General features: G+C 58.4%; 24 protein-coding genes. 11 read left to right on the forward strand and 13 right to left on the reverse strand.

Going from position 1 to position 23,122, the window contains the following annotated elements; translation table 11 throughout:
* Positions 1 to 40: 40 nt before the first annotated feature.
* Both AC2FI8_RS00145 and AC2FI8_RS00150 read left to right on the forward strand, forming a co-directional pair.
* Positions 41 to 1,333: an adenylosuccinate synthase gene (locus AC2FI8_RS00145; protein ID WP_496722134.1), complete on the forward strand. Its 1,293-nt coding sequence runs from the start codon at positions 41 to 43 to the stop codon at positions 1,331 to 1,333.
* On the forward strand, positions 1,333 to 1,575 hold the full coding sequence (locus AC2FI8_RS00150; protein WP_496722135.1) for a DUF2842 domain-containing protein: 243 nt from the start codon (positions 1,333 to 1,335) through the stop codon (positions 1,573 to 1,575). The genes AC2FI8_RS00145 and AC2FI8_RS00150 overlap by 1 nt, the downstream gene beginning before the upstream one ends.
* Positions 1,576 to 1,648: 73 nt before the next feature.
* Here the strand turns inward: AC2FI8_RS00150 and AC2FI8_RS00155 are convergent, their stop codons facing one another.
* Positions 1,649 to 3,280, reverse strand: a complete 1,632-nt coding sequence (locus tag AC2FI8_RS00155) for a hypothetical protein (RefSeq protein WP_496776343.1) — start codon at positions 3,278 to 3,280, stop codon at positions 1,649 to 1,651.
* A 121-nt stretch (positions 3,281 to 3,401) separates the two neighbouring features.
* On the opposite strand from AC2FI8_RS00155, the gene AC2FI8_RS00160 reads away from it, so the two are divergent.
* Positions 3,402 to 4,109: a thiamine diphosphokinase gene (locus AC2FI8_RS00160; protein WP_496776345.1), complete on the forward strand. Its 708-nt coding sequence runs from the start codon at positions 3,402 to 3,404 to the stop codon at positions 4,107 to 4,109.
* Here the strand turns inward: AC2FI8_RS00160 and AC2FI8_RS00165 are convergent.
* The 4 genes from AC2FI8_RS00165 to AC2FI8_RS00180 are packed head-to-tail and all read right to left on the reverse strand — an operon-like array spanning position 4,054 to position 7,519.
* Positions 4,054 to 4,968, reverse strand: coding sequence for a DMT family transporter (locus tag AC2FI8_RS00165; RefSeq protein WP_496766829.1), 915 nt, complete (start codon positions 4,966 to 4,968; stop codon positions 4,054 to 4,056). The two genes, AC2FI8_RS00160 and AC2FI8_RS00165, sit on opposite strands and share 56 nt — an antisense overlap.
* A 39-nt stretch (positions 4,969 to 5,007) precedes the next feature.
* Positions 5,008 to 5,418 (reverse strand): GFA family protein, encoded by a 411-nt coding sequence (locus AC2FI8_RS00170; RefSeq protein ID WP_496766828.1) that lies wholly within the window; start codon positions 5,416 to 5,418, stop codon positions 5,008 to 5,010.
* A gap of 24 nt (positions 5,419 to 5,442) precedes the next feature.
* Positions 5,443 to 6,816, reverse strand: a complete 1,374-nt coding sequence (locus AC2FI8_RS00175; protein ID WP_058274837.1) for an L-serine ammonia-lyase — start codon at positions 6,814 to 6,816, stop codon at positions 5,443 to 5,445.
* A 1-nt stretch (position 6,817) separates the two neighbouring features.
* On the reverse strand, positions 6,818 to 7,519 hold the full coding sequence (locus AC2FI8_RS00180; RefSeq protein ID WP_496776346.1) for a glutathione S-transferase family protein: 702 nt from the start codon (positions 7,517 to 7,519) through the stop codon (positions 6,818 to 6,820).
* Positions 7,520 to 7,686: 167 nt separating this feature from the next.
* Between AC2FI8_RS00180 and rpiA the strand changes: the two genes are divergently transcribed.
* The 6 genes from rpiA (at position 7,687) to AC2FI8_RS00210 (ending at position 14,084) form a co-directional block, all read left to right on the forward strand.
* Positions 7,687 to 8,472: a ribose-5-phosphate isomerase RpiA gene (gene rpiA, locus AC2FI8_RS00185; RefSeq protein ID WP_496776350.1), complete on the forward strand. Its 786-nt coding sequence runs from the start codon at positions 7,687 to 7,689 to the stop codon at positions 8,470 to 8,472.
* 323 nt (positions 8,473 to 8,795) lie between these two features.
* Positions 8,796 to 10,154, forward strand: coding sequence for a glutathione-disulfide reductase (gene gor, locus AC2FI8_RS00190; RefSeq protein ID WP_496776352.1), 1,359 nt, complete (start codon positions 8,796 to 8,798; stop codon positions 10,152 to 10,154).
* A 72-nt stretch (positions 10,155 to 10,226) separates the two neighbouring features.
* Entirely contained in the window at positions 10,227 to 11,372 is a 1,146-nt protein-coding gene (hflK, locus tag AC2FI8_RS00195; protein ID WP_108858948.1) for an FtsH protease activity modulator HflK, read from the forward strand.
* Positions 11,372 to 12,268, forward strand: coding sequence for a protease modulator HflC (hflC, locus tag AC2FI8_RS00200; RefSeq protein ID WP_282118761.1), 897 nt, complete (start codon positions 11,372 to 11,374; stop codon positions 12,266 to 12,268). Before hflK ends, hflC begins: the two co-directional genes overlap by 1 nt.
* Positions 12,268 to 12,462, forward strand: a complete 195-nt coding sequence (locus AC2FI8_RS00205; protein WP_496704414.1) for a DUF2065 domain-containing protein — start codon at positions 12,268 to 12,270, stop codon at positions 12,460 to 12,462. Before hflC ends, AC2FI8_RS00205 begins: the two co-directional genes overlap by 1 nt.
* Positions 12,463 to 12,647: 185 nt before the next feature.
* A complete protein-coding gene (locus AC2FI8_RS00210) occupies positions 12,648 to 14,084 on the forward strand; it encodes a Do family serine endopeptidase (protein ID WP_496776893.1) in 1,437 nt (478 codons plus the stop codon).
* Positions 14,085 to 14,304: 220 nt separating this feature from the next.
* On the opposite strand, the gene AC2FI8_RS00215 is transcribed toward AC2FI8_RS00210, so the two are convergent.
* From AC2FI8_RS00215 to AC2FI8_RS00235, 5 genes are all read right to left on the reverse strand, one after another.
* Positions 14,305 to 14,973, reverse strand: a complete 669-nt coding sequence (locus tag AC2FI8_RS00215) for a Crp/Fnr family transcriptional regulator (protein WP_058274845.1) — start codon at positions 14,971 to 14,973, stop codon at positions 14,305 to 14,307.
* A gap of 160 nt (positions 14,974 to 15,133) precedes the next feature.
* A complete protein-coding gene (locus AC2FI8_RS00220) occupies positions 15,134 to 15,739 on the reverse strand; it encodes an inner membrane-spanning protein YciB (RefSeq protein ID WP_058274883.1) in 606 nt (201 codons plus the stop codon).
* A 16-nt stretch (positions 15,740 to 15,755) separates the two neighbouring features.
* Entirely contained in the window at positions 15,756 to 16,658 is a 903-nt protein-coding gene (locus AC2FI8_RS00225; protein WP_282118758.1) for a DMT family transporter, read from the reverse strand.
* 87 nt (positions 16,659 to 16,745) lie between these two features.
* Complete coding sequence (ftsY, locus tag AC2FI8_RS00230) at positions 16,746 to 17,909, reverse strand: signal recognition particle-docking protein FtsY (protein WP_496776354.1); 1,164 nt, start codon at positions 17,907 to 17,909, stop codon at positions 16,746 to 16,748.
* A gap of 58 nt (positions 17,910 to 17,967) precedes the next feature.
* Positions 17,968 to 18,606, reverse strand: coding sequence for a lysoplasmalogenase family protein (locus AC2FI8_RS00235; protein WP_496738791.1), 639 nt, complete (start codon positions 18,604 to 18,606; stop codon positions 17,968 to 17,970).
* 130 nt (positions 18,607 to 18,736) lie between these two features.
* Between AC2FI8_RS00235 and AC2FI8_RS00240 the strand changes: the two genes are divergently transcribed.
* Positions 18,737 to 19,132, forward strand: a complete 396-nt coding sequence (locus AC2FI8_RS00240) for a hypothetical protein (RefSeq protein ID WP_496738790.1) — start codon at positions 18,737 to 18,739, stop codon at positions 19,130 to 19,132.
* A gap of 6 nt (positions 19,133 to 19,138) precedes the next feature.
* Here AC2FI8_RS00240 and xseA read toward each other — a convergent pair whose 3' ends face one another.
* On the reverse strand, positions 19,139 to 20,632 hold the full coding sequence (gene xseA, locus AC2FI8_RS00245) for an exodeoxyribonuclease VII large subunit (RefSeq protein ID WP_496776356.1): 1,494 nt from the start codon (positions 20,630 to 20,632) through the stop codon (positions 19,139 to 19,141).
* A 74-nt stretch (positions 20,633 to 20,706) separates the two neighbouring features.
* Here xseA and purD point away from each other — a divergent pair, with 74 nt between their 5' ends.
* Positions 20,707 to 21,969: a phosphoribosylamine--glycine ligase gene (purD, locus tag AC2FI8_RS00250; RefSeq protein ID WP_496776358.1), complete on the forward strand. Its 1,263-nt coding sequence runs from the start codon at positions 20,707 to 20,709 to the stop codon at positions 21,967 to 21,969.
* An 81-nt stretch (positions 21,970 to 22,050) separates the two neighbouring features.
* Here purD and AC2FI8_RS00255 read toward each other — a convergent pair whose 3' ends face one another.
* Positions 22,051 to 22,773, reverse strand: a complete 723-nt coding sequence (locus AC2FI8_RS00255; RefSeq protein WP_496776360.1) for an FG-GAP repeat domain-containing protein — start codon at positions 22,771 to 22,773, stop codon at positions 22,051 to 22,053.
* On the reverse strand, positions 22,773 to 23,096 hold the full coding sequence (locus tag AC2FI8_RS00260; RefSeq protein ID WP_170383687.1) for a 2Fe-2S iron-sulfur cluster-binding protein: 324 nt from the start codon (positions 23,094 to 23,096) through the stop codon (positions 22,773 to 22,775). The genes AC2FI8_RS00255 and AC2FI8_RS00260 overlap by 1 nt, the downstream gene beginning before the upstream one ends.
* Positions 23,097 to 23,122 lie beyond the last annotated feature (26 nt).

Below are 23,122 nucleotides of genomic sequence, written 5' to 3' on the forward strand. Positions count from 1 at the left end.
TACGAGCCGAGTTTGATAACTCAGCGCAAAAGGACCGGATATGGCCAATGTGGTTGTTGTCGGCGCCCAGTGGGGTGACGAAGGAAAAGGCAAGATCGTCGACTGGCTCAGCGAGCGTGCAGACGTGATTGCACGCTTTCAGGGCGGACATAACGCCGGGCACACGCTGGTCATCGACGGAGAAGTATACAAGCTGCACGCGCTGCCGTCGGGTGTTGTGCGTGGCGGCAAGTTGAGTGTCATCGGCAACGGTGTCGTTCTGGACCCATGGCACCTAATCAAAGAGATCGGAACCATCCAGGCGCAGGGCGTTGAAATCACCCCTGAAAACCTGATGATTGCGGAAAACACACCGTTGATCCTGCCCTTCCACGGGGAACTGGATCGGGCACGTGAAAGTCAAAACTCGGTTGCGAAAATCGGGACGACCGGTCGCGGAATTGGTCCTTGTTACGAAGACAAGGTTGGTCGCCGCGTGATCCGTGTGGCTGATCTGGCTGACGATGCAACGCTGGCATTGCGAGTTGATCGCGCTCTGGTTCACCACAATGCGCTGCGAAACGGGCTTGGACTGGAGCCAATTGACCGAAATGCACTGATTGCCCAGCTGAAAGAGATCGCGCCAAAAATCCTACCCTTTGCCGCGCCGGTTTGGAAAGTGCTGAACGAAAAGCGCAAGGCTGGCAAACGCATCCTGTTCGAGGGCGCACAGGGGGCGCTGCTGGATATCGACTTCGGTACATATCCGTTTGTAACCTCGTCCAACGTCATTGCCGGTCAGGCATCAACAGGCGTCGGCATCGGTCCCGGTTCGATTGACTTCGTTCTGGGCATTGTCAAAGCCTATACAACCCGCGTGGGTGAGGGCCCGTTCCCAACCGAGTTGGACGACGACGATGGTCAGCGGCTTGGTGAGCGCGGGCACGAGTTCGGGACCACCACGGGCCGTAAGCGCCGTTGTGGGTGGTTTGACGCCTGCCTTGTGCGCCAGACCTGTGCGACCAGCGGTGTGAACGGCATCTCGCTGACCAAGCTGGATGTTCTGGACGGTTTCGAGACCCTGAAAATCTGCGTTGGGTATGAGCTGGACGGCGAACGTCTGGACTACCTTCCGACGGCCGCGGATCAACAGGCGCGCTGCAAACCGATTTACGAAGAGATGCCGGGTTGGAGCGAATCCACCGAAGGGGCGCGCAGCTGGGCGGATCTGCCGGCCAATGCCATCAAATACGTGCGCCGGGTCGAAGAGCTGATCGATTGCCCTGTCGCCCTTTTGTCCACCAGCCCGGAGCGGGATGACACCATTTTGGTGACTGACCCGTTTGCAGACTGATGGCAGAGGAACAGAAACGAGGCCTCAGCTATAAAGCGCGCCGTCGCTGGTCACTAGTGCTGCTGCTGGTTGGGTTGCCTCTTTATATTGTGGCGGTCGTGACGGTTGTGAATTGGCTAGACCGCCCGCCGCTCTGGCTTGAGCTGCTAGTCTATATCGGTCTGGGCATCGTGTGGGCCTTGCCTTTCAAATTCGTGTTCAAAGGCGTTGGGCAAGCAGACCCGGATCAGTCGCAAGACTGAGAGGGCGATTCATTTCCCGTACAAAAAAGGGCCGATGATTGCATCGGCCCCGTTTCTTTTGATTTTCTTAAGTTCAGCCTGCAGCGCGCTCGTCATCGGGGCGGAACCCGATCTGTGTTGAGGCGGCAAAACGACCACCACCGGCTTTTTCGATCTTGCCGTCCCGAAGCAATTGACCGAACGAGCGCAGGCTTTCTTCGCGGTTGAAGTCGTCCTGCTTGAGTGAGCGGATCTTATTCATCAGCTGCGGGCGCGAGAATTGTTCCTGACCTTCGATGAACGACAGGTAAGCGGCGGCAGCCTCTAACAGGTCAGGCAGAGATTGTGCACCTTGTTCCTGTGCAAAAAGGGCAAAACCACCTTCTTCGTTGGAATCGTCGGCTTCGTCTTCTGATTTGGACGTGACGCGGCGGGGGGTCACGGGGCCGGCGTCCTGTTCATTTGTGTCAACCCGCTGTTCTGCAACCAGCTTCAAGGGGGATGAAGTGTCGGATTGCGGGCGCATGCTGGTGACTTGAATCTCGGGGCGGCGCGGGCTTACGACCGACGTCAGATCGCCACGATATCCGCTTTCTTCGGAGTCTTCGTCCCGCGGCTGGTTCCCGCGCTCAGCTTCGGTCGCAGCGACTGCCGTGCGCAGATGTGAATATGTTTCGCGCTGCGTGCTGGTCGCCGGGTCATCCATCTGGCTGTCCGCCTTGTCCATCAGGCGGGACAAATCCTGATCCAGGGCCGTTTCGTTCGGTGATTGACCACCCATTGCGGCCTCAACCTTCGAGATCTCGCTTAGAACATTGGCCTCATCCTCGGCGGTCAGATAACCCTCTTGGGTCTCTGCGACTTCATCTATCAGATCCTCTTCGGTCTCTTCGCTCAGGATATTGACGGGCTCATCAGTTTCGGTCGTTTCCTCAAGATCGGTGAACAGCGCCGAGGGTGCAGGCGCCTCTTCCTCGTCTTCATAATCTGCGTCCTGCTGCATCGAGAATGGCTGCACGGATTCTACCGGTTCTTCCGTTGCTTCGGCCTCTGCCGCTGGCGCTGCCACGGCGGGGGTATCCGCGATTTCTTCTGCTTCAAAAGCCGGTGCCATCGGTTCAACGGCTGCGTCAGCCTTGTCCGTTTCCGAAAGGTCCGATGCGTCGAGCGAGCCTGCCTCGAACGCGGCGGCGATCGCATCCATCGGTGCAGCTGGCTGATTACCCAGGCTTGCGTCCTCGTCTTCTGTATAAATCACCGAGTTTTCTTCGGAATGCGAAACGACGGCGCGGATGCGCTGCAGTTTGGCGGCAATGCTGTCCGCAGCCGGGGCAGGCGCGCTTTCGACCGGCTCGGCGTCAGCGAAAAACGAGTCGGCCCCTTGTGCAGGGGGGGTGGCATTGGGGCTCATCACATGGGGGTCTGTTTGCGCAGCGGTTGGAACCGCAGCAGGGGCTGGCTTTGCAGCCTGCTGGGTTGCACGCAGCAACAGGCCGGAATCGCTCTGGCTGGCTTCTACATGTTTTGCGGCGTCGCGCTGTGCGATCCGGGTCAGCATTTCTGCGTCAGGTTGCGGGGGTTCAGAACCAAAATACCGATCATCGGCAGAAAGATCGCGGAAGTATTCAGCGATTGCCTTCATCGTTTCGAATGAATCGTCGAATCCTTCCAAAGTGCAGGAGAAGGTTCCATAAGAAACGGTCAATACCTTGTTGTTCTGTACCATCAGACGCACGTCCTCTACAAACTACGAGAGCCAACCACCTTATGCAGGCACACCTATTGGCTCGGAACTCTTTGCATGAACCTATCATTTTGTGGTCTCAATGTGTCCAAATCCGGAAAAAATGGTCAATCTAAGTAAAAAACGCCCAATTGTGCGGTCATTTGAGCCAATTGCACTGGTCGGAGGCGGGGAAATCGGCCCTGACGACCTAAATGTGATGCTGATTCGCGCCAAGACGGTTGTGGCGGCCGATGGTGGGGCCGCCCCTTTGGTAGAATCAGGTCGCATTCCGGATGCCGTGATTGGCGATTTCGATTCGCTGGACAGCCGGCACAAAGACCAAATTCCGGTGGAACGGTTGTATCCCATACGGGAACAAAACAGCACGGATTTTGACAAGGCTCTGCGCAGCATCGAAGCGCCTGTCGTGTTGGGGGCCGGGTTCCTGGGCGGGCGGCTGGATCATCAGCTTGCTGTTCTTAACACATTGGTCTTGAGGCAGGATCGCCCCTGCGTCTTATTGGGTGAGACTGAGGTCGTCTTTCACGCGCCGCCGCGGGTTTCCCTTAGTATCACACCCGGCGATGTCGTTTCACTGTTTCCGTTCCAACGGGTAACCGGTGCCAGCAAAGGCCTTGAATGGGCCATCGACGATCTGGTTATGGAACCCGGCGGGCAAGTAGGCACATCCAACCGTGCGCTGGCAGATGTTGAGCTGACGGTGGATGCGCCGGGATTGCTGGTGATGGTGCCAAGGTATGCGCTGGATCAGGTTATGCAGGCGTTTGTGTCGGGGCAGACCGGGCGCTGGCCCGCTCGCGCAGAATGACATACAGGCCCGCGGCGACGGTGATGCCGATGCCGACGGCGGCCATGCTGTCCGGAAGGTCATGGAAAATCAACCAGCCAAAGAACGTGGCCACTGGGATCTCAAGATATTGCATGGGGGCCAGCGTGGCGGACGGCGCATAGCGCAAGGACCAAGTCATGAACAGATGCGCGACTGTGCCCAAGACACCGACCCCGATCAGCAGCAGGTGGCTTTCGCGCTCGGGAACAATGAAGGACAGCTCCCAAATATTGCCGAGTGTTCCCAGCGCTAGAACCGGCAGCAGCAGAACCGTCGCCATCACTCCGGATACAGCCTGCAAGGCAATCGGGTCGGTGTCCTTGGCAATCTGTCGTGTCACCAGCATGAAAAGGGCAAAGGCCACCGCAACGACCAAGGGCAACAGGGCTGCGGCGCCAACCTGAACAAAGCTGGGCTGGATGACCAGCAGAGTGCCCGCGAACCCGACACCGCAGGCGATCAGGCGGCGCATACCAACCTCTTCACCCAGCACGCACTTGCCCAGCAACAGCATGATGAAGGGCATGACAAAGGCGATGGCGACCGCGTCCGCCAGCGGCAGGTACTGCAGTGCGCTGAACATTGCTGCGATAGCAATGATGTGCAGAACTGTTCGGATAAGCGCCAGCCACATAAGACGTCCGCGCATGCGCCAGTGCCGACCGGTCAGGCCCACCAAAGGTATCAGGATCAACGACTGAACGGCAAAGCGGATGAACACCAAAACGCCGACCGGTGTCGTCCCACCCAACAGCTTGGCGATAGAATCGCCCATCGGTGCAATCACGCAAAAACACAGCATCAACAAGATGCCAAAGACGGGACGATCCTGGGTCATGCGGCGACGCTACGGGTTTTGGTGCCCGGGTGAAAGCGTCTATGAAATCGGCTGGACCTTTGTGTAGTCCGGTCCGATGCAGACGGGCAGGTCGTCGTCCAGTTTCAGCCAATCCAACCGTTCTTCATGGGCCACGTGCAGTGTGGGCTGCAATTGGTTGGGATCCTCTAACGTGGCGACATACAAATGCAGCACGTCCGACATGGCTTGCGATCGAAACGAGATCGGCGTGCCGCAATCGGGACAAAAGCTGCGCTCGACACCGGGCGAGGAATTAAAGGTTTTCGGCGACTCACCAGTCCAGCGCCATTGCCCGTCGCGCACGCCAAAATAGGTCGTCATCGGCGCGGCGCATTGCCTGCGGCAACTATCGCAATGGCAGCTCACGCAGGACAGGACCGGAGGATCAACCTCGTAGCGGATGGTGCCGCACAGGCAATGTCCTTGCATCGTTGACCTCCGTTGCTGTCACTGTCAGCAGTTTGGCACGTTTACGGCCAACCCGCCCAGAGACGTTTCCTTGTACTTCTCATGCATATCATGCCCGGTCTGGCGCATGGTTTCGATCACTGAATCCAGCGGTACGAAGTGTTTCCCATCGCCACGCAGCGCAAGTGAAGCAGCAGAGACGGCTTTGATGGCCGCCAAACCGTTGCGTTCGATGCAAGGAACTTGCACCAGACCAGCGACCGGGTCGCAGGTCATGCCCAGATGATGCTCCAATGCAATTTCGGCGGCGTTTTCGACCTGCTCGGGCGTACCACCCATCACGGCGCAGAGGCCCGCTGCAGCCATTGCCGAGGCGCTTCCAACTTCAGCCTGACAACCGGCTTCTGCACCCGAGATCGAGGCGTTGTATTTGACCAGCCCGCCAATGGCCGCTGCCGTAAGGAGGAAGTCCTCGATATGGCTTTCCGAGGCACCGGGAACGTGGTCGAGGTAATAGCGCAGTACGGCAGGCATCGTACCAGCTGCCCCGTTTGTGGGCGCAGTGACGACTTGCCCGCCAGCCGCGTTTTCCTCGTTTATCGCCATCGCATAGACGCTCATCCAGTCGTTGATGGTGTGCGGCGCGTTCAAGTTCATACCCCGTTCGGCCAACAACGCGTCATGGATGCCCTTGGCGCGGCGGCGCACTTTCAGGCCGCCGGGCAGAATGCCATCCGTCTTCAGTCCACGTTCGATACAGTTGTTCATGACTTCCCAAAGCCGGGCGGTGCCTTTGGCGAAACTGTCCGCACAGCCCCGCGCGATTTCATTCTCGCGCTTCATCTGGGCGATGCTTTTGCCGCTGGCGTTTGCCATCTCAAGCATTTCGGCCGCCGAGTGGAACGGGAAAGGCACGGCAGGGCCGTCATTGGTGGCTTTGCCTTCGGCGAGTTCCTCTTCGGTCAGAACAAAACCGCCGCCTACGGAATAATAGACTTGCCGCAGAATCACGTCGCCTTGCGCATCGGTGGCCATCAGGATCATCCCATTGGCATGGCCGGGCAGGTTGTGGTCGTAGTCAAAGATCAGATCGGCCTTTGGATCGAATTGCAGGGTCGGCAACCCCTCGGGCGTGACAGAGTGCGTTTCAGCAATAGCAGCCAGCGCGGCCTCGGCCTTGTCGTTGTCATAGGTGTCAGGAACAAACCCGGCCAGTCCAAGGATCGTAGCCCGGTCTGTTGCATGACCTACGCCAGTAAAAGCCAGAGATCCGTGCAGCGATCCGCGAAGACCGGCGAATTCAAACGGCGAGGCGCGCATCAGGTCCAGAAACCGTGCGGCGGCAACCATCGGCCCCATTGTGTGTGACGAGGACGGGCCGATGCCCACTTTGAACATATCAAAAACAGACAAGAACATATCAGGTAGCAGAGCCTTCTGGAGGGTGAGCATAAGATGGACTGGTGAAGGGGGTAACCCCCAACCCCTCGGCCGCGATGGCAGCCCGGGTTGCGGGACGGCTTTCCAGGCGCATCAGAATGGATTGCAGGTAAGGCGTATCCGCCAATTGATACCAACTGCGATCAGCGTGCTCCGGGTAAAGGGACATCCACCGCATCTGGCAGGCAAGGTAGTATGTAAGGACCGAGGGCTGATCGGCGTGCAACCAGCTGGGCGCAGTTTTAGCAACGTCGTCCAGAACCCGAAGATGTTGGCGTAGGCGTGGGCGGATACCGTTGCGCAAGGTTTCGGCCTGTGCCGCGTCGATGTATTTTTCGGCATAGAACAGGATGCGCAGATCGGCATGTAAAGTGTTCGATGCGAAAAAGAGCCATTTCAGGAACGCAGCCCGATCCGGGTTGTCAGAGGCGGGAGCCAGTTGCGAATGTGTATCTGCCAGCCACAAAAGGATGGCGGCTGTTTCAAAGATCGGACCTTGTGGCGTTTCAAGAACCGGGATCAGGCCGTTCGGATTCAACCCTCTGTAAGCCGCGCCATCCTGTGCGTTTTGCCGTCGATCCACCAAAGCCGTCTCATAAGGCAGGCCCATCTCTTCCAGCACCAGTCTGATCACCAGAGAGGCATTGTCGGGGGCAAAGTGCAATCTGTAGGACGCGTTCATGGGCTGTATTTATACACCAGCTGGGATGTCGAACGTCTCGATTGCGACGTTTCCAATAGGAAACGCGTAGTTTCGCGACAAGTTGGCCCGCTGGATCGGCGAATTGGCGCTCGCAGTTGGGTCGGACATTCCGTATAAATTCCGCAATACCAAGGGGGAATGCAACAATGACCGGAGATTTGTCACCCATAGACAAAGCCAAATTTGTCGCGGCGCGACGGGCCGCCGATATAGTTCAGGACGGGATGCGCGTTGGGCTGGGCACCGGATCAACGGCCGCCTGGATGGTCCACCGTCTGGGAGAGCGGGTGCAGCAGGAAGGTTTGCGGATCAAGGCTGTTCCGACCTCAACCCGTACCGCGCAACTGGCCCGTGAGTTGGGGATCGAGGTTGTCTCGCTGGATCAGGCGGGTTGGCTAGACCTGACCATTGACGGCGCGGATGAATTTGACGGCGATCTGAACCTGATCAAAGGTGGGGGCGGCGCGCATCTGCAGGAAAAGATCGTTGCCACGGCAAGCGATCAGATGATCGTCATTGCTGATGCCGGGAAAGAGGTCGAAACGCTGGGCGCATTCCCGTTGCCGGTCGAGGTTATCCCTTTTGGCTGGCAGACTACGCGAACGCTGATCCAAGAGGCGTTGGATACGATGGACGTTCTGGGCACTTCTGCCGCGCTGCGCATGAACGGAGAGGCGCCGTTTGTCACGGATGAGGGCAATCACATTCTGGACCTCCACCTTCAGCGCATCGGAAATGCCAGGCAACTGGCGCTGGTACTTAATCAGGTTCCGGGTGTGGTCGAGAATGGTTTGTTCATCGACATCTGTGACAAAGTTGTGATCGGCCACGGCGATGGTCGGGTCGAGTTGCGCGATATCAACGATGGAACGATCGAAGTTGATCAGTCGGTGGAAGCAGGCGAGAACTTGTTCTTAGATCTGGCGGATTAAGCGGAACAGACACAGATCGCTTTACGTCACTCGTTTTCTTCGGACGCTACATTGTTTTGAGTGAAGTCGTGACCGCGAGCGATTTGGGACACTTACAATTTGGCACTTGGTTTGACCAATCCAAGACGTGGAGGCTGCCGTTGAATAAAACAAAAGCAACCATATCTGGGCGTTTGTTCACAACGCTGCAGCGGTTCCCTGCGCAAGTTCGAGAAATCGAAGAGGCCGGCGCCCCGGCGATCACTCTGGACAGCAGCGCGAGATAGAGTACACCCCATGCAAGGCCTGCGGGCACTTGCGGAAATTTGGAAGAGGCAGGACAAATGAGCTTTGACTATGATCTGTTCGTAATCGGCGGAGGCTCAGGCGGGGTCCGGGCCGCACGTGTAGCAGCTGGTGAGAACGGTGCCAAGGTGGGGCTGGCCGAAGAAGACCGTTACGGCGGCACATGTGTCATCCGGGGCTGTGTGCCCAAGAAACTGATGGTCTTCGCCAGCGAGTTTTCTGGTATGGTCGGTGATGCGCAAGCCTATGGCTGGGACATTCAGGCCGGTGCTTTGAACTGGGATACTTTTCACGGCAAGCTGGTGACTGAACTGGACCGGCTTGAAGGCATCTACCGCAATATCCTAAAAAACAACGGCGTCGAAAGCTTTGATCAACGTGCAACCTTAGTCGATCCACATACGGTCGAATTGGCAGATGGGACACGCAAGACAGCCAAGCACATCCTGATCGCCACAGGCGGTCGTCCGGTTGTGCCCGAATTTCCGGGATCGGACTTGGCGATCACGTCGAACGAAATCTTCCACCTTGAAAAACTGCCCCAGAGTATTCTGATCGTCGGCGGCGGCTACATCGCCAGCGAATTCGCCGGTATCATGAACGGGATGGGCGTCAAGACCACTCAATTCTATCGCGGTGCGCAAATTCTGCGAGGATTCGACGAAGAAGCACGTGGCCTGATCTGCGAAGAGATGCGCCAGAACGGCATCGATGTTCGTTTGGGCACCAATGTGCTGGAAATGACCAAAGAAGGCGACAAGATCCGCGTCAAGGCCACCGATGGCACCGAGGATCAGTTCGACGTGGTCATGTACGCCACCGGGCGTGCCCCGAATGCGGTTAATCTGGGCCTCGAGGCGCTGGGCGTGGAACGTGGCCGCAAAGGTGAGATCGTGGTGGATGAGTACAGCCAGACTGGCGTACCCTCGATCTATGCCATCGGCGACGTGACCGACCGCGTGAACCTGACACCCGTCGCGATCCGCGAGGGGATGGCCTTTGTCGAAACCGTGTTCAAAGGCAACCCGACGCCTGTGGATCATGAACTGATCCCGACCGCGATCTTTACGCAGCCGGAATTCGGAACGGTAGGTCTGAGCGAAGAAGAAGGCGTGGCACAGGAACCGATTGAGGTTTACGCGACATCGTTCAAACCAATGCAAAAAGCCTTTGCCGGTGGAACGCAGCGCGTGCTGATGAAGCTGATCGTCAGCCAGGCGACCCGTAAGGTTCTGGGCTGCCACATCGTCGCGCCGGGCGCGGGTGAGATGATCCAGCTGGCTGGCATTGCCGTAAAAATGGGCGCAACCAAGGAAGATTTTGACCGCACGGTTGCCGTTCATCCGGTGATGGCAGAGGAATTGGTAACAATGCGGCAACCTGTGCGCACTGCTTGATTTGCAACCGCGCGCACACAAGTTACAAGGGAACCCGTGATCACACGGTCCAACACAAGGGAATAGATACATATGGCGGGCAATAGCGGCGGCCCCTGGGGGGGCGGAGGCTCCTCGGGCGGCGGAGGAAATCGGGGTGACAACGGTGATGGGCGCAAGCCCCCCGAAGGCGATGGTCCGCAGATCCCCGAGATTGATGAGCTGATGAAGAAAGGCCAGGAACAGCTGCGCGTCCTTATGGGCGGCCGCGGCGGCTCAGGCCGCGGTGGCAACGGTCAGGGCTCTGGCGGCGGTGGCCCTATCTTCACAAAAGGTACGGTTCTTATTGGTGTCGTCGTCGCGGCGGTATTGTGGGGGGCGGCCAGTTTTTACACAGTCAAGCCTGAAGAACAGTCGGTTGAGTTGTTCCTCGGCGAATTCTCGGCCGTCGGAAATCCGGGTCTGAACTTTGCGCCGTGGCCTTTCGTTACCGCCGAGGTCATCCCGGTCACCCGCGAACAGAACGAAGATATGGGCGGCGCGCGCGGCAGCGATGATGGCTTGATGCTGACCGGCGACGAAAACGTGGTCGATATCGACTATCAAGTCGTCTGGAACATCAACGACCCTGCGAAGTTCCTGTTCAACTTGCGTGATCCGCGCCAAACGATCCGTGCGGTGTCGGAATCAGCGATGCGCGAGATTATCGCTCAAAGCGAGCTTGCACCGATCCTGAACCGGGATCGTGGTGTTATCGCGGATCGCTTGCAGGAACTGATCCAGTCCACAATGGACAGCTATGATTCAGGGATCAACATTGTCCGCGTGAACTTTGACAAAGCCGACCCGCCTCAGGATGTGATCGCCGCCTTCCGCGACGTTCAAGCTGCTGCGCAGGAACGGGACCGGTTGCAGAACGTAGCCGATGCCTATGCGAACAAGGTGTTGGCAGAAGCGCGCGGCGAAGCTGCGCAGGTTCTGGAAGAGGCAGAAGGATATCGTGCCCAACAGATCAACAGTGCGCGGGGTGAAGCCAGCCGCTTTAGCGCAGTTCTGGAAGAATACTCCAAAGCACCCGATGTGACGCGTAAGCGTCTGTATCTGGAGCGTATGGAGCAGATTCTGGGTGACGTTGACAAAATCATTCTGGACCAGAACTCATCCGGGCAAGGGCAGGGTGTTGTGCCCTATCTGCCGCTGAACGAGCTGCGTCGTAGCCCAGCCGGGGAGAGCAACTGATGCGTAAATCACCCATTATCCTCATTCTTGTCGTGATCCTTGGCGTCGTTGGCCTGTCTTCGATCTTCATCGTGGATGAACGTGAACGCGCGCTGGTCCTGCAATTTGGTCGTGTCGTCGCGGTCAAGGAAGACCCCGGTTTGGCGTTCAAAATCCCGGTGATTCAAGAAGTTGTCCGCTATGACGACCGTATCCTGTCTATTGACGTACAGCCCCTTGAGGTGACCCCTCTGGACGATCGGCGTCTGGTTGTCGATGCATTCGCACGTTACCGGATTTCAGATCTGAACCAGTTCCGTCAGGCCGTTGGTGTCGGTGGTATCCCGGTTGCCGAGGATCGTCTGGATCGTATTTTGCGGGCCGAAACCCGCGAAGTTCTGGGCTCGGTTTCGTCCCGTGACATCCTGAGCTCGGACCGTGCGGCACTGATGCTGCGCATCCGAAACAGCGCGATTGCCGAAGCACAGGCGCTGGGCGTGACTGTAATCGACGTGCGATTGAAGGCGACCGACTTGCCACAGGCCAACCTTGAGGCGACCTTCGACCGTATGAAGGCTGAGCGGGAACGTGAAGCAACAGACGAACGTGCCCGTGGTAACGAGGCGGCGCAGCGTGTGCGTGCGCAAGCTGACCGGACCGTGGTCGAACTGGTGTCAGATGCACGTCGTGAGGCCGAAATCACCCGTGGTGTAGCGGACGCCGAACGTAACGCGATCTTTGCCGAAGCCTATGGCGCGGACCCGGAGTTCTTTGAATTCTACCGTTCGCTGACCGCGTATGAAAACGCGTTGCAGGGCGGCAATAGCTCGTTGGTTCTGAGCCCGGATTCCGAGTTCTTCAACTACCTCGGTTCGCCAACCGGACGGCAAGCTCCGGCTGCTGCGGCCTCCGAATAATGGGGCTGATCCTTCTGGCTTTCGGGCTGGTATTGATTGTCGAGGGGCTGGCCTATGCGCTGGCCCCTTCGCTTATTGAGCGCATGTTAGAGGCACTGCGGTCACTGCCCGAGCAGGCGCGGCGGCTGGTCGGTCTGCTGAGCGTAGTTAGTGGGTTTGTCCTGCTATGGGGGGCTTATCAGGTTGGGTTTTGATGCGGTGACCTCACTTGCAAGTGATTTCCCCGCGATCCCGAGTTGCGGGCAAGGACAAACCGACTACATTGGTTCCTGAGAAGATTTGCCCGAGGGCAGTTTTACAAGACTTGTTGACAAGGAGTTCCCAAGTGCAGGCACACGCACGCAGTATTTCGGTCCGGCAGGACGAGGGTGTTGGTTTCATGCGGCTGATGTGGCTGGCCATTGCAGGGATGATTCTTGTTCTGGCCCAATCCGTCGCTGCGCAGGCGCGGAGCGAAAGCCTGGCGCCGCTGGCAGAAAAGATCAGCCCGGCCGTGGTCAACATTACCACCTCGACGTTGATCGAAGGCCAGACCGGCCCGCAGGGCATTGTGCCCGAGGGATCACCGTTCGAAGATTTCTTTCGCGATTTTCAGGACCGGAACGGTGATGATGAAAATCGCCCGCGCCGCAGCAACGCGCTGGGTTCGGGGTTCGTGATTTCCGAGGACGGCTACATCGTCACCAACAACCACGTGATCGCCGAGGCCGATGAAATCCTGGTGGAGTTCTTCCCCGGTGATGGACAGCCGCCGGAGGAACTGCCTGCCAAGGTGATCGGCACGGATGAGAAAACCGATATTGCGCTGCTGAAGGTCGAGGCCCCGGGCCCGCTGCAATACGTGCAGTTTGGCGACAGTGACGTCGCCCGTGTCGGTGATTGGGTTATTGCCATGGGCAACCCGTTGGGGCAGGGCTTCTCGGTTTCGGCCGGGATCGTTTCGGCCCGCAACAGGGCGCTGAGCGGTTCGTATGACGACTACATCCAGACCGACGCGGCCATCAACCGGGGCAACTCGGGCGGTCCGCTGTTCAACATGAATGGCGAAGTAATTGGTGTGAACACAGCGATTTTGTCGCCCAATGGCGGCTCGATCGGGATCGGCTTTTCGATGGCGTCCAACGTCGTCGTCAAGGTGGTCGATCAACTGCGCGAATTCGGTGAAACCCGCCGTGGTTGGCTAGGCGTTCGCATTCAGGATGTTACCGAGGACATGGCCGAGGCAATGGGGTTAGCCAAGCCGGGCGGTGCGCTGATCAGCGATGTTCCGGATGGGCCGGCCAAGGATGCCGGACTGCTGGCTGGTGACGTGATCCTCAGCTTTGATGGGGTCGAGGTCGAAGATACACGCGGTCTTGTGCGTCAGGTCGGTGAGACGACCGTAGGCAAAGCCGTGCGTGTTGTCGTGCATCGCGATGGCGGCACACAGACCGTCCTGGTTACTCTGGGACGTCGTGAGGATGCCGAACGGGCCGAGCAGGGCGATGAGGAAACGTCTGAGGCTCCAACGGAAGAGAACGCTGCTATTCTGGGCCTGACCATTTCGCCACTGACGGACACGCTACGTACGGACCTTGGTCTTGAAGAGGACGCCGAGGGACTGGTTGTAACCGAAGTGGATGAGGCCTCTGAGGCGTTTTCCAAAGGGTTGCGCGCCGGTGATCTGATCACCGAGGCTGGACAGCAAAAGGTAACGTCGATTGGAGATTTGGAAGCACGCATGGAAGAGGCGCGTGAGGCCGGGCGTAAATCGCTGTTGTTGCTTGTACGTCGCGGTGGCGACCCCCGCTTTGTGGCGCTGAGCCTGGGCGAGTAACGCACCACATCAAACGTTGTGACAAGGCCGGGGCAATGCCTCGGCCTTTTCCGGTCCACGTGGCGCTGAAAGTAAGTGAGCCACACGCCGGGGAGGCGCATGGCTCTGGTACAGGGAGAGGCCAGTGGACAGATATCGGGGATGATTCTCTGGCCCCCTACGGTAACAACTAAGACATTAGCTATTTTGGCATGTGCCGTATGTGAAGGAGGTCACAAGGTCAGATTAAGTCGGATTCGGCCAGTTCTTTCAGGGCGTTGAAGTCCTGGATCATCAGTCCGCCGCGGGATGCCTCGACAACATTGTCGCGTTTCCAGGTGGAAATCGTCTTGGATACAGCCTCGCGCGTGGCACCGACGAACTCGGCCAATTCGCTTTGGGACAGGGTGATGCGCATTGCGGGGTCGTCCTGAAGGGCAGACAGATGCAGCAATTTGCGCGCCAGACGAATGGGCATCGGCAAGAACACTTGTTCGTTTAGCTGTGACCCCATCCAGCGCATGCGCAGCCCCGCCAGACGGATCATGTCGACGGCAAGATCGGGATGCTGGCGGATCTGGTCCATGACGTCGCTGCGGCGCACGCGCAGCACACTCGATGGCTCGGCCGCTGCTATCGTGGCGGTCCGCGGCCCGCTGTCGAACAACGCAATTTCGCCAAACACTTCGCCCGGCTTCATAAGGGTCAAAGACAGCTTGCGCCCGCTCATCGCAAGGAATGAAACCTCAAGCGTGCCCTCAGAAATCACATAGAGCGCATCGCCTTCGTCCCCCTGCTCAAACAGCACCTGGCCTTGATCCAAGGAAATCTCGGTCGCGAGTGCCGAAAGCATAGCCCTGAGTCGGTCTGATGCCTCGGACAGGAATCCGCTGTTTGGGAGTGCCTTCATGTGGTTGAGGGGTCTCCGGCTGCTGGTGTTGAGTGGTGCCCCAATGTTCCACAGCCGGGCTATTATTCCAAGGTTTTTATTGGTTTGTCTGATTGCGCGCTGTGCGATGGCTCAATATGAAAGCAAACGCTTAAGCTGCGCGCCGATTATAAGTGTTCGCCTATTGGTGGTCGGGGTCATCCATGTAGCGTTGCAACAGACTGAACTGAAGCATCAGAAACGCCATCAGCGCGATCGGAAAGGCGAAAGTTTCAATTTTGACCCACAGGTCCGTCGACATTGTTCGCCAGACAAATTCATTGGCAACGGCCAGAACCGCAAAGCAGCCGCACAACCGGCGGGTCAGGATCATCCAGCCCTCATGGCGCATCGGCAGCATATCTTCGAGGACATAGGCCAGGTAAGATTTCCCTTGCAGAAGGCCAATTCCAAGGATGACCGAGAAAAAACCGTAAACCAGCGTGGTTTTCATCTTGAAGAACCGCTCATCATTGAACCAAGCGGTCAGGCCGCCAAAGAAGATGACCATGAAGGCGGTGAATATCTGCATCCGGCTCAGTTTGCCGGTCAGGACCCAGAGGATGCCCATGGCGGCCAGCATCAGCGGGACGAAGATGATCGTCGCAATGATAAAGCCTGAATATTCAATGCCTCCGATCAGGAAACTGTCGTCACGCAGACGTAGGTAGATGAAGAAAAAGGCCAGTGGCGGCCCAAGCTCTAACGCTTGTTTCAGAAATGGATTGATTTCTTTTTTGCCTGGCATGTCTGTTTCCTGATTTTTACCCACCCATTTCAACTATTACGGCGCCCAATGCAATCAATGCCATCAGCGCGACCCGTCTTGGCCCCACAGTTTCTTTTAACACCAGCCACCCGATAAGCGCCGCGAAGACTGTCGAGGTTTCTCGCAGAACGGCGGCTTCGCCGACCTTGTCCAGACGGGTGGCCAGCATGATTGCTCCGAAGGACATAGGGGCGATGATGCCTCCGGCCAAGCCCCGCAACATCAATGGGCCAACGGCAGGGCGGTTTATCATGGCGCGCCATCTGAGGAATGCGTAAATCGGCATCGCAAACCCGTCGATCATAAAAAACCACGCCAGAAAGGTGAACGGGTCGGCGGTGGCCCGGATGCCATAGGCGTCATAAGTGGTGTAGAGCGCGACGAACAGGCCAGTTGCGATGGCCAGTACCAGCGCTATGCCCAACGTTTCCCGGTTGGTTTCCAGAAAACGCAAATTATAGGCGGCCAGGCCGAATATACCGGCCAGCAGGACCAAAACGCCAAACCATTGAATCCCGGTAAAGGTCTCGCCAAAGAGCAGATAGGCGCCGATGACCGTGAATAGGGGGCCAGTGCCGCGTACGACAGGGTAGACGACAGTGTATGAACCCTTTGTATAGGCCATGGCCTGAAGGACCTTGTAGGCGATGTGGATCACCCAGACCACGGCGAAGATGGACCACATGTAGGGTTCAGGCCACGGCACCACGAAAAAGGCAAAAGGGGCGGCCATCAGGCAATAGCAGGCGTCGATTGCTCCACGGGACAGCCAGGGATCGTGGCGGCCCTTCTGCAGCGCGCCAAATACAGCATGCAGGAAGGCGGCCATCAGAGCGAGGCCAAGAGCCAGCTGATGGCCCGCTTCTGTGCCTTCGAGAGAAATCAGCCAGTCGCTCAAATGTCAGTCTTTTCGCTGGGAGGAGAGGTCGGGGGGTTTTCCACCCCCAGACCCCAGGAGGATATTTGGGGCCAGATAGAGGGGGGATCAGGTTTGGTCCAGGCCAGTGAGGGCGGCGGCGAACTCTTCGGGGTCGAAGGGGGCGAGGTCGTCGATCTGTTCTCCGACGCCGATGGCATGGATTGGCAGGCCGAACTTGTCAGCCAGTGCAACCAATACGCCACCTTTGGCGGTGCCGTCGAGTTTGGTCATCACCAGCCCTGACACGTCAGCGAGGTCGCGGAATGTCCGGACCTGGCTCAGCGCGTTCTGGCCCGTGGTGGCATCCAGCACCAGCAGCGTGTTGTGCGGGGCGGTCTCGTCGATTTTGCGGATTACGCGGACGATCTTGGCCAGTTCCTCCATCAGGTCCGCCCGGTTTTGCAGGCGCCCGGCCGTGTCGATCATCAGCAGGTCTGCGCCGTCTTGCTGCGCGCGGGTCAGAGCGTCGAAAGCCAATGAGGCCGGGTCAGACCCTTCGGGTGCGGTCAGCACCGGCACGCCGGCGCGGTCGCCCCAGACCTGGAGCTGTTCGACGGCGGCGGCGCGGAAGGTGTCCCCGGCGGCGATGACGACCTTCTTGCCGGCGGCTTTGAACTGGCTGGCGAGCTTGCCGATGGTCGTGGTTTTGCCGGACCCGTTGACGCCAACGACCAGCACGACTTGCGGGCGCTTGGGGTAGATGGGCAGAGGCTTGGCAACCGGCTCCATCACACGGGCGACTTCCTGGGCGAGCAATTGTTTGATCTCTTGCGTGGAGAGTTTGCGGCCCAATCGCCCCTCAGCCATGTTGGATGTGACCCGCAAAGCGGTGTCGACGCCCATATCCGAGGCGATCAGCAGTTCCTCTAGCTGCTCAAGCATATCGTCGTCCAACGTACGACGGAAGACGGCCTTGGCTTCGTTCCGGCCAAGCAGGCGTCCCAACACCCCTTTGGATGGCGCGGCCTCAGGCGGGGGCGGAGCAGGGGTTGGATCGACCGGTGCGGGTTCAGGTGTTTCGACCGGCTGTGGCACAGGGGCGGGTTCAGGTGTCTCTGGCACCGGCTGCGGAATTTCGGGAACCGGTTCTGGCTGCGGCTCAGGCTCGGGGATAACTGGATCGGGCGCGGTCGTTTCCTCGCCACCGTCTTCGACGATGGCATCCAGCCCCTGTTCGAGGCGGGACGAGGATTTGAACAGCTTGTCCTTGAGCTTTGAGAAAAACGCCATTTTTAGTCTCCGCAGGTGTTCCTCTCACCTAATGCGGATTTGCGGCAGTTGCAAAGGGTCACAAAAACGCAATCAACAGCCCCGCCTGCGCGCCCCAGTATAGGATCCAGATCATATAGGGCGTTAAGCGCAGCGCCGGATGATTGGAGGGGAGCAGAAACTTCTCGGTCGCAAGGATCAGGTCTGAGGCTATGAAGGCCAGTGCGGCAGGCAGGGCCCAACGCAGCGCGCCTGTTTCGGGCAATGTGAGAACCGCGATGCCCATACCAAGGATGATCGGGATATAGCCCAGCACCGGTATCTTGAGCTCACCGGCGCGGGGGGCGAGCAAGGTTGCGGCCACGATGCCGAGGATGATTAGGGACCAGAAGATACCGGGCTTGTCAAAGATCAGGGCAGTGTCGCTGGCTGGGTGGCTGAGGAACAGAGCGATATAGGCCAGGTGGCCGGCTGCAAATGCACCGATCCCCGCCATGAAAGTCGAATCCGTCTCACGCGAAAGCAGCGCATCGCCCAAAGCACATAGAGCCAAGGCAAGGGTCAGTAACATCGCAGTGCCGCTTAGAACCGCTGTCACCGCTAATAGTGCGACAGATGCCGTCTTGAAGAGGGATCGCAGAGGGCTGGCGGGTCGCGGTGACAGCGGCAAATAGGCCAGAGCGCATGCGGCGGCGATCCAGAAAAGAGCGGTTGTCATAGTTGTCCCCCGTTAAGTTTTTTAGCAGCATCGCCGGGATCGCCAGTGCAACTCAAGCCGTGACGTGAAGGCAGTCGGTCGTGGGAATTGTTTATTGGCGATGCCGAACTGCATCTGCCAAAATGACCTCATGCTGACGCGTCTTGCGATTCTTATGACACTCACTGCGCAGGCGGCTGTTGCTCAGCCTGCCTTGTCCGGGTCTGAGTTTGACAGCTACACGCGTGGGAAAACACTGTTCTACGGGTTTCAGGGTACGGTGTACGGGGTGGAACGCTATTTGCCCAATAAACGCGTGATCTGGTCGTTTCTGGATGGCAATTGCAAAGAGGGCGTTTGGTACGAACAAGGAGGGCAGATCTGCTTCATCTATGAAGACAGGATTGATCCGCAATGCTGGGTCTTTTCCAAGACCGACAGGGGGTTGACCGCCTTGTTCGAAGGCAACTCGGAAGCCACCGAGCTGTACGAGGCCGAAGATATCAATGAAGAGATGGTCTGTCTCGGCCCCGAGATTGGCGTCTGAAGGTCGCTAGAACAGAGAGCCCTGATCAGGTGCATCTTTCTTGGCCGGTTTCTTTGGTGCCGCCCGCGAAGCCGTGGGCTGACCGGTATTTAGGAGGCCATCCGCGAATTCGATCTCGAACGTGCTGTGTTTTGAGGCCTGTTTCTTGGTTGTAAGAACCTCTCCCTCGGCCCGGACCACAGCATAACCACGTTGCAGTGTAGCTTTATAGCTTAGTGTTTCACGCAGGCGATCGGCGGCTTCCAGCTGTCTCCGCATCCGATCAAGGCGCGTAGCCTGCGCCGTGTTCATTCGTTCTTCCAACCTGTTGATATTATGTCGTTGCTGTTCGACTTCGCGCCGGATTGGGCGCAAGGACAGACGGGATGACAGGTTGCGCAAAGATTCGTTTCTGGTCGACACGAGGTTGCGCAAAGTCGACGGGCGCAGATGTGCAGACAGTTCGACCACCTGCAAACGCCGGTTCTGGACGCCGCGATTCAGTGCGGGCGCCAGTCGATCTGCAATCAAATCAAGTCGTTGGCGTGGGGTGTTCAACAGGCTTTCCGGGCGCGGCAACGCGCGGGACAGGTCGCGAAGCCGTTGAGACCGCCTTTGAACCGCATCCGTCGCGGCACGAGACAGACGAGCGCCTTGCTCACCCGTCCAGGCCAGAAGTTCCATTCGAACCGGCACGGCAAGCTCGGCCGCGGCGGTCGGCGTTGGCGCGCGGCGGTCTGATACAAAGTCGATCAGCGTCGTATCTGTTTCGTGACCAACGGCCGAAATCAGCGGAATGTCCGAAGCGGCCGTCGCACGCGCGACAATTTCTTCGTTGAACCCCCAAAGGTCTTCAATCGAACCGCCGCCACGGGCGACGATAATCAGGTCGGGTCGAGGCAGTGAGCCGCCCGGCGTCAGTTTGTTGAAACCGTCGATGGCCTGCGCAACTTCTGGTGCGCAGTTGGAGCCCTGTACAGCGACGGGCCAGATCAGCACCTTGCGCGGGAAGCGATCCCGCAGGCGGTGCAGGATGTCCCGGATCACAGCGCCAGATGGTGATGTCACCACGCCAATAATCTGGGGCAGGTAGGGCAGAGGCTTTTTACATTCGGGTGCGAACAAACCTTCAGCCTCAAGCTGTTTCTTGCGCTTTTCCAGCAGCGCCATCAAAGCGCCTTGCCCGGCGACCGCGACCTCATCGACGTTCAGGTTGTATTTCGACTGCGCGCCAAAAGCCGTCAGGCGACCGGTGACCACGACCTCAAGACCTTCTTCCGGCACCACCGATAGGCCGGAAACCTGACCTTTCCATGTTGTGCAGGCCAACACGTTCCGGTCATCCTTGATGTCATAGTACAGGTGGCCCGACCGCGCCGTGAACACGCGGCCGACCTCACCACGCACACGGATTCGCCCGAACGTGCCTTCCAGCGTGCGTTTCACCTCACCCGAGATGTCCGAAACGGTATATTCTGGTGTGTTTTGGCCCGGGATCGGGTCATCAAGCAGGTCGGACATTTCAGCGCCTTGTGTCAAATGCCCGGCCAGCTTAGAACGCCCGGAAGGCGAGGCCAAGCAGATCGGAGACCTTCATGAACATCCTTATTCTCGGCAGCGGCGGGCGCGAACACAGTCTCGCTTGGGCGGTGATGCAAAACCCCAAATGTGACCGTCTGATCGTTGCGCCGGGAAATGCCGGAATTGCGCAGATCGCTGAGTGCGCAGCGCTCGATACTGAAAACGGCGGCGCGGTTGTCAGCTTTGCCGAAGAGAACGCGATTGATTTCGTGATTGTTGGCCCCGAGGCCCCATTGGCCGCTGGCGTTGCAGATCGTCTGCGTGAAGCGGGTGTGCTGGTCTTTGGGCCGTCGGCCGATGCAGCACAGCTGGAAGCGTCGAAGAGTTTTACCAAAGAAATCTGTGACGCGTCGAACGCTCCGACCGCAGCTTATGCAAGGTTCACCGAGGCCGAGCCTGCCAAAGCCTATATCCGCGAACAGGGCGCGCCGATCGTGGTCAAAGCCGATGGTTTGGCGGCAGGCAAGGGTGTGATCGTCGCGATGGACGAACAGACCGCGCTGGAGGCTATCGACGACATGTTCGGCGGTGCTTTTGGGGGCGCGGGTGCCGAGGTCGTTATCGAAGAGTTTATGGACGGCGAAGAGGCGTCTCTCTTCGTCTTGTGTGATGGCGAGGACATTCTGTCCATTGGCACGGCGCAGGACCACAAGCGCGTAGGAGAAGGCGACACAGGCCTGAACACGGGCGGTATGGGGGCGTATTCCCCAGCGCCGGTCCTGAGTGCCGAGATCGAGGCGCGGGCGATGGAAGAGATCGTGCGTCCGACTATGGCCGAGATGAAGCGCCGAGGCATGCCGTTTCAGGGCGTTTTGTATGCTGGCCTGATGATCAAGGACGGCCAACCGAGGTTGGTCGAATACAACGTCCGCTTTGGTGACCCGGAATGCCAGGTTCTGATGATGCGGCTTGGTGCCCAGGTTCTGGACCTACTTCATGCCGCGGCCGAGGGCCGTTTGAGCGAGACGCAGGTAAACTGGGCCGACGATCATGCGATCACTGTTGTGATGGCGGCACAGGGGTATCCGGGTTCCTACGTAAAAGGATCTGCGATCAAGGGGTTGGATGCGCTTCCTGAAGACAGCAGCAACATGATCTTCCACGCGGGCACCAAGGCCGTTGATGGGCAAGTGCAAGCCGCAGGCGGGCGCGTGCTGAATGTGACCTCGCGCGGGAATACACTGCAAGAGGCTCGCGACCGGGCATATGCGATGGTTGAAGGTGTGGATTGGCCCGAAGGCTTTTACCGCCGCGATATCGGCTGGCGGGCTCTTTGAACAGTCGGTAGGTCAGGGGGCTTTGCCCCTTCGGCCTATCGCCTCACTCACAGGAAATTTTTAGCCAGATGAAGAGGCGGATCAGCACTTGAGTGCGTTGTTCAGGCTTTTGTGGCCGGTAAACGCGCCGAGGTCGTGGGTGGTCCAGTCGTTTTCGTAAGTGACGCTGATAACGCGTGTCCAGTTGCCGTTGGCAAGGATCAGTTCCGGAGTGCCGCCGCAATCGCGCAGACCGCCGGAGATGAAATCTTCTCCAATACGGTGATTGGTGAGATTGGGCAGCGATGCGATTTCGATCAATTCGCCGTCTGTAAATCGCCATATGCGCAGGGTTTTGGCCAAGTGAGGGCGATCGACATATGCGATCTCGACGTTGCCGTCGCCATCCATGTCGGCCGCTCCGACCGGAGCGAGCCAGCGAAAGCGGGTTCCGATGTAGGGCGTAGCGGCGATCAGACCGCCGCCATTGTAGATTGCAAGCCGTGCACCTTTATCACGATGGCTTTCAACCACCAAAGCTTCGCGACGGCCATCATTATCAACATCAATCAGGCGCGGACGGATATCTTCGAAAACGCGCTCTTTTGGCAGCCGGATTGTGTATTTCGCCCATTCCGGCGCATATTGCAGGATCAGGGCGCCGTATTCAATCTGATCACCGAGTACCCCGTGCGGGTATCGCGCAGTGGGTTCGGAGTACTCCGCCGAACCCAGCGGCTCATACTGCCATGGCTGCTGAGATCTTGTCTGGCTCGGACAGGTTCCAATTGCGATCGCGGCCGCCGCGATCGCTTTGAAAAGCATCAGATCTGCTTTTCGGGCATTTGAACAACCAGCCCGTCCAATTCATCAGTGACCTTGATCTGGCAAGTCAGACGCGAGCGGGCGGGGTCGGGTTCAAAGGCGAAGTCCAACATGTCCTCTTCCATGTCGTCCTTGGCCGGAACTTTCTCGACCCAGTCCGGGTGGATGTAGACATGGCAGGTCGAACAGGCGCAAGCGCCACCGCAATCGGCCTCTATGCCTGGGATATTGTTGTCACGGGCTCCTTCCATGACGGTCAGGCCGTTGGCGACTTCGACTGTATGTTCGGTACCGCCGTGCTCGACATAGGTGATCTTTGCCATTGCTTGCGTCTTCCTCTTTCGCTTGT

The sequence above is a fragment of the Ruegeria sp. CDSB029 genome (genome assembly GCF_059611125.1).

Excerpts from the sequence above, each read along its gene's own strand:
- AC2FI8_RS00255 (WP_496776360.1), bottom strand. The coding sequence starts at position 22,773 with ATGCTTTTCAAAGCGATCGCGGCGGCCGCGATCGCAATTGGAACCTGT.
- AC2FI8_RS00205 (WP_496704414.1), top strand. The coding sequence starts at position 12,268 with ATGGGGCTGATCCTTCTGGCTTTCGGGCTGGTATTGATTGTCGAGGGG.
- rpiA (WP_496776350.1), top strand. The coding sequence starts at position 7,687 with ATGACCGGAGATTTGTCACCCATAGACAAAGCCAAATTTGTCGCGGCG.
- purD (WP_496776358.1), top strand. The coding sequence starts at position 20,707 with ATGAACATCCTTATTCTCGGCAGCGGCGGGCGCGAACACAGTCTCGCT.
- hflK (WP_108858948.1), top strand. The coding sequence starts at position 10,227 with ATGGCGGGCAATAGCGGCGGCCCCTGGGGGGGCGGAGGCTCCTCGGGC.
- AC2FI8_RS00155 (WP_496776343.1), bottom strand. The coding sequence starts at position 3,280 with ATGGTACAGAACAACAAGGTATTGACCGTTTCTTATGGAACCTTCTCC.
- AC2FI8_RS00175 (WP_058274837.1), bottom strand. The coding sequence starts at position 6,816 with ATGTTCTTGTCTGTTTTTGATATGTTCAAAGTGGGCATCGGCCCGTCC.
- ftsY (WP_496776354.1), bottom strand. The coding sequence starts at position 17,909 with ATGGCGTTTTTCTCAAAGCTCAAGGACAAGCTGTTCAAATCCTCGTCC.
- gor (WP_496776352.1), top strand. The coding sequence starts at position 8,796 with ATGAGCTTTGACTATGATCTGTTCGTAATCGGCGGAGGCTCAGGCGGG.
- AC2FI8_RS00235 (WP_496738791.1), bottom strand. The coding sequence starts at position 18,606 with ATGACAACCGCTCTTTTCTGGATCGCCGCCGCATGCGCTCTGGCCTAT.
- AC2FI8_RS00210 (WP_496776893.1), top strand. The coding sequence starts at position 12,648 with ATGCGGCTGATGTGGCTGGCCATTGCAGGGATGATTCTTGTTCTGGCC.
- xseA (WP_496776356.1), bottom strand. The coding sequence starts at position 20,632 with ATGTCCGACCTGCTTGATGACCCGATCCCGGGCCAAAACACACCAGAA.
- hflC (WP_282118761.1), top strand. The coding sequence starts at position 11,372 with ATGCGTAAATCACCCATTATCCTCATTCTTGTCGTGATCCTTGGCGTC.
- AC2FI8_RS00260 (WP_170383687.1), bottom strand. The coding sequence starts at position 23,096 with ATGGCAAAGATCACCTATGTCGAGCACGGCGGTACCGAACATACAGTC.
- AC2FI8_RS00180 (WP_496776346.1), bottom strand. The coding sequence starts at position 7,519 with ATGAACGCGTCCTACAGATTGCACTTTGCCCCCGACAATGCCTCTCTG.
- AC2FI8_RS00215 (WP_058274845.1), bottom strand. The coding sequence starts at position 14,973 with ATGAAGGCACTCCCAAACAGCGGATTCCTGTCCGAGGCATCAGACCGA.
- AC2FI8_RS00170 (WP_496766828.1), bottom strand. The coding sequence starts at position 5,418 with ATGCAAGGACATTGCCTGTGCGGCACCATCCGCTACGAGGTTGATCCT.
- AC2FI8_RS00160 (WP_496776345.1), top strand. The coding sequence starts at position 3,402 with ATGGTCAATCTAAGTAAAAAACGCCCAATTGTGCGGTCATTTGAGCCA.
- AC2FI8_RS00165 (WP_496766829.1), bottom strand. The coding sequence starts at position 4,968 with ATGACCCAGGATCGTCCCGTCTTTGGCATCTTGTTGATGCTGTGTTTT.
- AC2FI8_RS00150 (WP_496722135.1), top strand. The coding sequence starts at position 1,333 with ATGGCAGAGGAACAGAAACGAGGCCTCAGCTATAAAGCGCGCCGTCGC.
- AC2FI8_RS00145 (WP_496722134.1), top strand. The coding sequence starts at position 41 with ATGGCCAATGTGGTTGTTGTCGGCGCCCAGTGGGGTGACGAAGGAAAA.
- AC2FI8_RS00240 (WP_496738790.1), top strand. The coding sequence starts at position 18,737 with ATGCTGACGCGTCTTGCGATTCTTATGACACTCACTGCGCAGGCGGCT.
- AC2FI8_RS00220 (WP_058274883.1), bottom strand. The coding sequence starts at position 15,739 with ATGCCAGGCAAAAAAGAAATCAATCCATTTCTGAAACAAGCGTTAGAG.